The organism is Streptomyces aureus (genome assembly GCF_001418135.1).
In the GTDB taxonomy this organism is placed as follows: Bacteria; Actinomycetota; Actinomycetes; order Streptomycetales; family Streptomycetaceae; genus Streptomyces; species Streptomyces aureus_A.
Genome location: NZ_LIPQ01000620.1, coordinates 1 through 8,860 on the forward strand (window position 1 = coordinate 1; position 8,860 = coordinate 8,860).

Genomic DNA, 8,860 nt, shown 5'->3' on the forward strand with positions numbered 1-8,860 from the left:
GGTGGCCGCGGCTGTGGTCGGTGCTGCTGCCGCTGGTGCCGGTCGCGGTCTCTGCGACCGTGATCGTCCTGCCCACGGACAGCTGGGACGAGCCCACCCACGGCGAGGACGTGCTCGGTTACGTCCTCGTGTACGTCCTGGGGATCACGGTGCTGCCCTGGGTGCTGGGGTACGGGATCACTCGGGCGGTGCGGGCGGTACGGGCGGTACGGGCGCGTCGGGAGCGGGGGCGGGCGCCGGACTTGGACCTGTCCACGGACCGGGACCCGGGCCAGGCCCGGGGCCGTACGGAGGCCTAGCTAGGCGGCCGTGAGCGGGTTGGGCACCGGGAGGTAGTGGGGCGCGGTGCCCTCCGCGCGGAGCCAGCGGGAGAGCAGATTGGCCTTGCCCGGGACGGTGGGGGAGTCGAGCAGGGCCTTGACGTCGGGGAGCGCGGGCAGCCGGTCGCCCCGCTCGAACTCGGCGCGGGCCATCGCCCACAGCGCGGGGGCGGAGCCCGGGAAGCGGTGGGTGAGCGCGCCGGCGATCTCTGAGAGGTTGTTGACGACGAGGCAGTACACGAGCCTCCGCCAGGCCGCCGGGCGGGGCATCTCGGGGACCGTCTTGGCGCCCTCCGCGTCGCGGAAGACGGACTGGACGGGGGTGCCGTGGGCGTCCACGGCGATCAGGGTGTTCTGCAGGTGGCACTCCACGACGACGCCGAACCGGGCGAACGCCTCCAGGACGGGTGCCACGACGCACCGCAGATACGCCGCCCACCAGGGTCGGGGGTCGGCGATCCGGTCGAGGGGGTTCCCGGGGAAGCCCTCCGCGAGGGCGGCGGTCAGCACGGCGGTCGAGCCGGGGGTCAGATGCCGGTCGAGGCCGTCCCGGACGAGGACGGCGCAGGTCTCGAAGAGGCCGTCCACCGTGCGGTAGCCGCGGTCGCTGAGCCAGGCCGCCGGGCCGTCCATGGCGGCGAAGGCGGCGGTCACGACAGGATCCGTGCGGCGGACCTGGAGCAGTTCGTGGCGTCGCATCCGGCGGATGTCGTTGGTGATCCGGACGTCGAGACTGAACTTGAGGAACATGTCCCCGGCCCCGGCGGTCCGAGCCGCGTCTCCGGGCAGGTGCAGGGTACGGACCGAGGCGGTCGGCCTGGCGGCCCTGGGCGTGACGCCCAGGCGGACGAGGCGGCCTTCGGCGAAGGCGGCACGCACGCGCGTGGCGCGGTCGGAGAGCGCGAGCTGCCAGGGGTGGGCCGGCAGCAGGCGGTAGCCCGGCGGCGCCTCGCCGAGGGTGTCCAGGGCCCGGGTGTCACCGTCCTCGACCACCGCGTCCTCGCGTACGCCGAGCAGGACGAGGGGGAACTGGGCGTACGCCTCGGGCGCGTAGCGCAGCCAGTCGGCAGCCGGGCCCTCGCCCATGCGTGCCTTGGGGGCCGGGTGGTACGGGTGGCCCATGACCAGCGCCTGTTCGGAGCGCAGCCAGGGGTCCTCGGGCGGCGCCACGCGTGCGCGTGCGGCGAGTACGGCCTGGACGGCGGTGCGGCTGGCGGCCATCTCGGCGGCCAGGGCGGGGTTGGCGCGGCCGGTGGAGGCGTACATCTCCTGGACGGCGAGGTCGACGAGTTCCGCGTGACGGAGGGTCCGCCAGGCGCGGCCCGTCCACAGTTCGGGGGCGGACGGGCGGTGGCCGGGGCGGACGCGCAGGAGGCGGCCGCTGACACGCAGGCGGTGGACGGCGTACGGGGTGGTGCTGCCGCTTCGGGGTGGGCCTGCGGGGCCCTTCATGGGCGGGCCGGTCGGAGGGTCCGCCCCTGTGTGCGGGCCTGTCAGCGGGTCCGCCGGCAGTCCCGCGGGCGGAGCCGCTGCCGGGGCTCCCGCGGACGGATTCGCCGTCGGCAGTCCCGCGGACGGATACGCGGTCGGATCCGCGGATGGGCCCGTGAGGGCTTCCGCCGCAGGGTCCGCGGCCTCCCGGAGCAGACAGTTGAGCAGGGGCGTCACCGCCAGTGCGTCGGCGGTCCGCGCGAGTGTGTTCATCGCCATCAGTATGTGTGGATCGCATGCGACCGCGATAGAACAACCGTATGTGTCGAACCGCCGCGGAGCGGACTCTGGCCACCGAGCTGGACGTCGTACGCCCGGGGCTCACGGCCGCGTACACGGCGCAGCTCCCCGGAGCCCGGGCGGCCGTGCTGACCCGGCTGTGGCGCGGGCTCGTGCACGAGCCGGTTCCATGGATCGCCGCGCGGACGCCCGACCGCGAAGGCGTCACCCTGCGTCTGGCGGACGGGCGTCGTCTGCGCGGGCCGCACTCGGATCCCTGGGCGACGACGGCGTCGGTGTCCGAACTCGACCTGGCCGGCGTCCGGTACGACCATCCGGCTGAACTGACGGCGGCCCTGGCCGTTCCGCAGGGCGCGCGCCTGGCGGCCGAGCTCGACCACAGTGTCGCGTCGCTGGCCCTTTCCCGTACGGCCCCTCGGCGAGCGGCGCCGCCCGTCCACCCGTGGGAGTGGGAGCAGGGCGAGGCCGACGGGCATCCGTACCACCCGGGCTGCCGCTCCCGGCCCGGCTTCTCCGCCGCCGAGCAGCTCGCGTACGCCCCCGAGCACCGGCCCGTGGTGTCCCTGCGGCTCGCCCCGGTCGCGCGCACGGCCGTGTCGGTGTCAGGGGAGTGGCCGCGCGAACTGCGTGACGGCTCCTCCGTGTTGATCCCCGTACACCCGTGGCAGGCCCGTCACGTGCTGAGCGGCCTGGCGCTGCGGCCCGGCCCCGACGCCCACCCGCTGCTGTCGCTGCGGACGCTCGACCTGGGCGGCGGCCGGCACGTCAAGACCTCGCTGACCACGCAACTCACGTCCACGGTGCGGGACATCTCGGCGTACACCGTCACCCACTCCCTCGCGACGTCCGCGTTCGTCGAGGCGCTCGCCCGCCGGCTCGACGGTCGGCTGAGCATCGCCCGTACGGTCGCCGCCGCGGGGGCGGGAACGGCCGATCTGGCGGCGCTCCTGCGCGAGTCGCCGCAGGTGCACGCGGACCCGGCGGCCGGGGAGCGCGTCGTTCCGGTGGCCGCCCTGCCCGCGCTGCTCGCGGCTCGCCCGACGGGTGAACGGCTCGACCGCGTCATCGAGTTCGCGCACCTCGCCCTCGGTGTCTGTCTGGAGCTGCTCGACCTCGGGGTGGCCCTGGAGGCGCACGGCCAGAACCTGCTCGCCGTCCTCGACGCCGACGACCGGACCCGGCGCCTCGTCTACCGGGACCTCGCCGACATCCGCATCAGCCCCGCCCGCCTCGCCCGGCACGGCGTCCCGGCCCCGCCGGTCGGCGGCCGCCTCCTGAACGACGACCCGGCAGTGCTCCGCCGCAAGGTCCTCGGCAGCCTGGTCACCGGCGCGCTCGGCCCGCTGGCCGGCGACGCGCCGACCCTCGGCACGGTCCTGGAGACGGCCACCCGTGACCTCACCGCCACCCCGGACCTGCACGCCCTGCGGACGGAACCGCTCCCGGCGAAGGCACTGACGCTGATGCGGCTGGCCCCGGCGGGCGGCGGGGGCGGGGACCTGTGGACGGTGCTTCCGCACCCCTCGGCGGACGGGCGGGGCAGTGACCGCCGTGCCGGTGGCCGTCATCGGATCGCCGACTAGCTGCCTCAGCCGGCGGGTGACGCCTCGACCGGTGTGCGACGCGTCAGCCGGCGGGTGACGCCTCAGCCGGCGCCGCCTCGGCGGGCGCCGCCTCGATGTGCTGTGCGGCCTCGGCGGCGCTGTAGGAGGAGACGAAGGTGAACGCGCGCGGGGACGGGCCGTTCGCCCGTAGCTCCGCCAGCCGCTCCAGAGCCTCGTCGACGCTCGGGACGTGTCCGGCGGGGACCCACCACAGCACCAGGTGCGACTCGACGTGCCGTGCGAACCATTCGCGGCGCCGCCGCATCACCTCCAGGTGCCCGCTGCGGTAGGCGAAGTCCCACAGGGCCTCCTGGGTCTCCCAGACGGACAGGTTGACGATGACGTCCTCGCCCGCCGGGCGCAGGGCGGTGGCGTCGGCGGCGCCGTCCTCCACCAGCCGCCACACGAAGCCGGGCGTGCCGTCGGCGGCGGCGTTGACCGGATCGAGGAGCTCGACGAACGGCGCGAGGCGCGGGTCGTCGAGGGGGTGGAGGAGCGTGGCGACGTTGAGTTGGGCGAGGTGGGCGGCAGCGTGCGGGGATGCGGTCATGGCCTCATCCCAGCACGGCGCGGATTTCTATGTCAATGATCGTTGTTTTTAGAAGTCTCGACCACCACGCAGCACATGCCCGGCCGGGCGTCCATGCGGGCGCGTACGGCGCCGTCCGTGCCCAGCAGGCCTTCCAGGAGCGCGAGGTTCATGCCGCAGACGAGGGGTGGGAAGCGTTCGGCGACGGCGTGGAAGGGGCAGTTGCGCATACGGAGCGTGGTGCCGGAAGCGCCTTCGGTGTCCTCGGCGTGCTCGGCGGCCTCCAGGTGTGGCTCGTAGCCGCGTGCCGCCAGTGTCTTCATGGCCTCGTCCAGGCCGCCGCAGGGCGCCGCCGGGCCGCGCAGCTCCTCGCCCCGGCGACGTGCGGCCGCGCACAGCCCGGAGTCGAGCCCGGCCTGCTCGGCCGCCTCGGCGAGCAGCTCCGCGGCGGTGCGGTAGTCGCGGGCCGGCAGGGACACCGACAGCTCGGCCCGCGCCCGCGTGTAGACCTTGGCGGGGCGGCCGGCCCCCGGCCCCGAGCGGCCTGTCAGGCGGCGGCTGCCGCTCTCCAGGAGCCCGGCGGCGGTCAGCTTGTCCAGGTGGTGCGCGGCGAGGGTGCGCGCCACCTGGACGGCCTCGGCGGCCTCGTTGCGGCCGACCTCACGGCCCTGGGCCACCACGTACTCGTACAGGCGGCGCCGTACCGGGTCCTGCAGCATGGCGATCGCGTCGATGTCCTGCGTGTCCTCCATCCGGCCAGTCTAGGAACAACGCAGGTTGGAGATAGAGAGCCTCTACGCCGTGGCCTTCACGCCGTGGCCTTCACGCCGTGGTGTTCGGAAGGCCCGGACCGGCGGTGGCGACCCGGCGAGGGGTCGGGGCCGGGCTCACGGCCCCCGCCAGATGTTGGCGAAGGCGGTGTTCTCGATGGTCCGCCTCTGGCGTACGGCTTCGAGCTCCATCACCGCGTCGTGGACGACGGCGACCACCGTCGTCACCGCCTCGTCCCCGAGGCCGGCCTCGTCGACGGACCGTCCGCCGTCGATGCCCACGGTCGAGGCGAGGGCGGCCAGGACGGGTTCGTTCTCCTCCCAGCGGCCGGCGGCCCGGCGGCTCGCGGGCGTGTCGGCCGGTTCCACGCGTTCCGGCCCGAAGGGCAGCAGGCCGCTCCGCTTCCGCGTCAGCTCACCGGAGCCCTCCAGGGCGGTCCGGTACGCGGCCGCGAGGTCGCGGCCCCGGCGCCACAGCCAGTCCTCGACGAGCTCGTACGGCTCCTCGCGGGAGAGCTCCGCCGCGGCCTCGCCGAGGAGCCGGTCGTCCGGCGCCGACGGCTCGCCCGGCACGATGCGGTCGTCGTCGACGGTCACGGCCCCGGAGCCGAGGAGATCGATCAGCTCGGCTCCCGCGAGTGCGAGCGACAGGTCTCCCTGGCCCACGGAACGGTCCGGCCTCGGGTCCATGGCGATGATGAACAGGTCTTTCGCCGTGGTCATGAAGGCTCCCCTCGGAGGCATCTGCAAAGGTGCGCTCCCGCCCCACCGGCCGGACCTGTCCAGGGCCGGCCGGGTGCGAGGCGGCTGTCACGATCAGTATCGCCCCCTGCCCACACGCCCGAAGCTCCTTCTCGGGAAGGGGAGTTCCGTCCGGCGGTCAGGGGGCGTGGCTTTGGTCGTCGCGATCGGGATCCGGTCGCGTGCCGCCGGGGTTCGACGGCGTCGGGGCGTCGCGACGCGTCGTGTGACGGAGCGTTCCAGTTGGCCGGTCGAGCGCGGAGGCGGCCAGGCGGGGACGCTCCAGCGGCCGACGGCGGGTGCGGGCCGCTCGTCGATCTGTGCGTGCCGGTCGCCCGGCTCACGGCGAGCCGCCCGCCGTGCCCGCACTGGCCAACGGGAACGCGTCGGCGTGTCGCCCGGGAGTGTGCTTGACACTAAAATCGAACATCCATTCTCATGGAAGCCCGGCCCTTGGGATTTCGGGCTTGTCGCCGAGTTGTCCACAGGCTGGAGGGGACGTCGGGGCCCATTGTCAGTGGCAGGGGTTAGCGTCTTTCACATGAAGCGATCGACTCAAGCAAACCGGGTGGAACCCATGGCAGGAACCGACCGCGAGAAGGCGCTCGACGCCGCGCTCGCACAGATTGAACGCCAATTCGGCAAGGGCGCCGTGATGCGCATGGGCGACCGCACCCAGGAGCCGATCGAGGTGATCCCGACCGGATCGACCGCCCTCGACATCGCCCTCGGCGTCGGCGGCCTGCCGCGCGGCCGTGTCGTGGAGGTCTACGGCCCGGAGTCCTCCGGCAAGACGACCCTGACGCTGCACGCGGTGGCCAACGCCCAGAAGGCCGGCGGCCAGGTGGCGTTCGTGGACGCCGAGCACGCCCTCGACCCCGAGTACGCCAAGAAGCTCGGCGTCGACATCGACAACCTCATCCTGTCCCAGCCGGACAACGGCGAGCAGGCCCTCGAGATCGTCGACATGCTGGTCCGCTCCGGCGCCCTCGACCTGATCGTCATCGACTCCGTCGCCGCGCTCGTCCCGCGTGCGGAGATCGAGGGCGAGATGGGTGACTCCCACGTCGGTCTCCAGGCCCGCCTGATGAGCCAGGCGCTCCGGAAGATCACCAGCGCGCTCAACCAGTCCAAGACCACCGCGATCTTCATCAACCAGCTCCGCGAGAAGATCGGCGTGATGTTCGGCTCGCCGGAGACCACGACCGGTGGCCGCGCCCTGAAGTTCTACGCCTCGGTGCGCCTCGACATCCGTCGTATCGAGACCCTCAAGGACGGCACGGACGCGGTCGGCAACCGCACCCGCGTCAAGGTCGTCAAGAACAAGGTCGCGCCGCCCTTCAAGCAGGCCGAGTTCGACATCCTCTACGGCCAGGGCATCAGCCGCGAGGGCGGTCTGATCGACATGGGCGTGGAGCACGGCTTCGTCCGCAAGGCCGGTGCCTGGTACACGTACGAGGGCGACCAGCTCGGCCAGGGCAAGGAGAACGCCCGTAACTTCCTGAAGGACAACCCCGACCTCGCCGACGAGATCGAGAAGAAGATCAAGGAGAAGCTGGGCGTCGGCGTCCGGCCCGAGGCCGCCAAGGCCGAGACGGCGACGGACGCGGCCGCCGCCGCGGACACCGCCGGCACGGACGACGCCGCCAAGAGCGTCCCGGCACCCGCGAGCAAGACCGCGAAGGCGACCAAGGCCACCGCGGTCAAGAGCTGAACCGGTGACCGGTCGCACCGAATGGCCGGGTGACAGCCCCGACTCGTCGAGGGCCGAGAAGGAGCTGTCACCCCAGGACCCGGCTGAGCGGGCGCGGGCGATCTGCCTGCGCCTGCTCACCGGGAACCCCCGCACGCGCAAGCAGCTCGCCGACGCACTGCGCAAGCGGGAGATCCCCGACGAGGTGGCCGAGGAGGTCCTCTCCCGGTTCGAGGACGTCGGGCTCATCGACGACGCCGCCTTCGCGGGGGCCTGGGTGGAGTCCCGCCACCACGGCCGGGGCCTCGCCCGCCGGGCCCTCGCCCGCGAGCTGCGGACCAAGGGCGTCGAGCCGGCCCTCATCCAGGAGGCGGTGGAGCAGCTCGACTCCGACCAGGAGGAGGCCACCGCGCGGGAGCTCGTCGCCCGCAAGCTGCGTGCCACCCGCGGTCTCGACCGCGACCGGCGCCTGAGACGGCTCGCCGGGATGCTCGCCCGCAAGGGCTATCCCGAGGGCATGGCCCTCCGTGTCGTCCGCCAGGCGCTGGAGGCCGAGGGCGAGGACACGGACGGGCTCGACGAGTCCTTCTGATCCCCGGGGGAGATCAGAAGGACACGTCTTGTCCCGTCCGGGCTCAGCCTCGTGCCGTCGGCAGCAGGACCGGGAGGCCCGCCGCCTTCCAGGCCTGGAAGCCGCCGATGAGGTCGGTCGCCCGGTTCAGGCCCAGGCGGCGCAGGGACTCGGCCGCGAGGGAGGAGGCGTAGCCCTCGTTGCAGAGGACCACCACCAGCAGGTCGTGGCCGGTCGCCTCCGGTGCCCGGTGGCTGCCCAGCGGGTCCAGCCGCCATTCCAGTTCGTTGCGCTCCACCACCAGCGCGCCCGGGATCAGGCCGTCCCGCTCGCGCAGGGCCGCGTAGCGCGTGTCCACCAGGAGAGCGTCACCCGTCTCGTACGCCTCGTAGGCGGCCCGCGGCTCGATCCGGTCGAGGTTGGACCTGACCCGCTCCAGGAGCTCGTCGATGCCGACGCGGCCGTTGTCGCTGTCGCTCACTGCCAGTCCTCCGGGCGTTCGACCTGCTCGAGACGGAGCACCGCGCCCGTCCGGCTGAAGCGCCGGATCAGCGGGAGCGGCGGGTAGTAGGCGTGCACCGACACCGCGTGGGTGTCGGGGGACTCATTGAGCACCTCGTGCACATGGTGACGGCCGAAGGCGCGGCCGCCGCCCTCCCCGAGCCGGCGGGAGCGATCGAGGCCGTCGGCGAGTTCCAGGGTCTTCCAGCCGCTCGCCGGCAGCCGGACCGCCAGCGCGTTCTCGGTGAGGGTGCCGCGCGCGGTGGCGAAGGCACCCAGTGACTCGGCGTGGTCGTGCCAGCCCGTACCCGTGCCGGGAGGCCAGCCGATCAGCCAGGCCTCGCTGCCGCCGGGGCCTTCGAGCCGTACCCAGGTGCGGCCCTCGGGGTCGAGCGGCAGG

The 8,860-nt window shown here is 73.6% G+C and carries 9 protein-coding genes and 1 pseudogene; 4 read left to right on the forward strand and 6 right to left on the reverse strand.

All coding sequences use genetic code 11. The features are described from left to right. Positions 1-299, forward strand: a pseudogene (locus AOK00_RS41245) (hypothetical protein); the annotation flags it as partial. Here the strand turns inward: AOK00_RS41245 and AOK00_RS35195 are convergent. Next, positions 300-2,030 (reverse strand): IucA/IucC family protein, encoded by a 1,731-nt coding sequence (locus AOK00_RS35195; protein WP_055604177.1) that lies wholly within the window; start codon positions 2,028-2,030, stop codon positions 300-302. 41 nt (positions 2,031-2,071) lie between these two features. On the opposite strand from AOK00_RS35195, the gene AOK00_RS35200 reads away from it, so the two are divergent. After that, a complete protein-coding gene (locus AOK00_RS35200; RefSeq protein WP_055604178.1) occupies positions 2,072-3,634 on the forward strand; it encodes an IucA/IucC family protein in 1,563 nt (520 codons plus the stop codon). A gap of 43 nt (positions 3,635-3,677) precedes the next feature. Here the strand turns inward: AOK00_RS35200 and AOK00_RS35205 are convergent, their stop codons facing one another. The 3 genes from AOK00_RS35205 to AOK00_RS35215 form a co-directional block, all read right to left on the reverse strand. Further along, positions 3,678-4,205, reverse strand: a complete 528-nt coding sequence (locus AOK00_RS35205) for a DUF3291 domain-containing protein (RefSeq protein ID WP_055604179.1) — start codon at positions 4,203-4,205, stop codon at positions 3,678-3,680. A 32-nt stretch (positions 4,206-4,237) separates the two neighbouring features. Further along, on the reverse strand, positions 4,238-4,936 hold the full coding sequence (locus tag AOK00_RS35210) for a helix-turn-helix transcriptional regulator (RefSeq protein WP_055604180.1): 699 nt from the start codon (positions 4,934-4,936) through the stop codon (positions 4,238-4,240). A 135-nt stretch (positions 4,937-5,071) separates the two neighbouring features. Beyond that, complete coding sequence (locus tag AOK00_RS35215) at positions 5,072-5,677, reverse strand: GOLPH3/VPS74 family protein (RefSeq protein WP_055604181.1); 606 nt, start codon at positions 5,675-5,677, stop codon at positions 5,072-5,074. Positions 5,678-6,272: 595 nt separating this feature from the next. Here AOK00_RS35215 and recA point away from each other — a divergent pair. Both recA and recX read left to right on the forward strand, forming a co-directional pair. Beyond that, positions 6,273-7,409: a recombinase RecA gene (gene recA / locus AOK00_RS35220; protein ID WP_055604182.1), complete on the forward strand. Its 1,137-nt coding sequence runs from the start codon at positions 6,273-6,275 to the stop codon at positions 7,407-7,409. Positions 7,410-7,413: 4 nt separating this feature from the next. After that, a complete protein-coding gene (gene recX, locus AOK00_RS35225) occupies positions 7,414-7,980 on the forward strand; it encodes a recombination regulator RecX (protein ID WP_030325669.1) in 567 nt (188 codons plus the stop codon). 43 nt (positions 7,981-8,023) lie between these two features. On the opposite strand, the gene AOK00_RS35230 is transcribed toward recX, so the two are convergent. Both AOK00_RS35230 and AOK00_RS35235 read right to left on the reverse strand, forming a co-directional pair. Continuing rightward, complete coding sequence (locus AOK00_RS35230; RefSeq protein ID WP_055604183.1) at positions 8,024-8,440, reverse strand: rhodanese-like domain-containing protein; 417 nt, start codon at positions 8,438-8,440, stop codon at positions 8,024-8,026. Continuing rightward, a partial coding sequence (locus AOK00_RS35235; RefSeq protein WP_055604184.1) for a cysteine dioxygenase occupies positions 8,437-8,860 on the reverse strand: 424 nt, incomplete at its 5' end. The genes AOK00_RS35230 and AOK00_RS35235, both read right to left, overlap by 4 nt.

Coding starts and splice junctions, on each gene's coding strand:
- AOK00_RS35195 (WP_055604177.1), bottom strand. CDS start 2,030: ATGGCGATGAACACACTCGCGCGGACCGCCGACGCACTGGCGGTGACG.
- AOK00_RS35200 (WP_055604178.1), top strand. CDS start 2,072: ATGTGTCGAACCGCCGCGGAGCGGACTCTGGCCACCGAGCTGGACGTC.
- AOK00_RS35205 (WP_055604179.1), bottom strand. CDS start 4,205: ATGACCGCATCCCCGCACGCTGCCGCCCACCTCGCCCAACTCAACGTC.
- AOK00_RS35210 (WP_055604180.1), bottom strand. CDS start 4,936: ATGGAGGACACGCAGGACATCGACGCGATCGCCATGCTGCAGGACCCG.
- AOK00_RS35215 (WP_055604181.1), bottom strand. CDS start 5,677: ATGACCACGGCGAAAGACCTGTTCATCATCGCCATGGACCCGAGGCCG.
- recA (WP_055604182.1), top strand. CDS start 6,273: ATGGCAGGAACCGACCGCGAGAAGGCGCTCGACGCCGCGCTCGCACAG.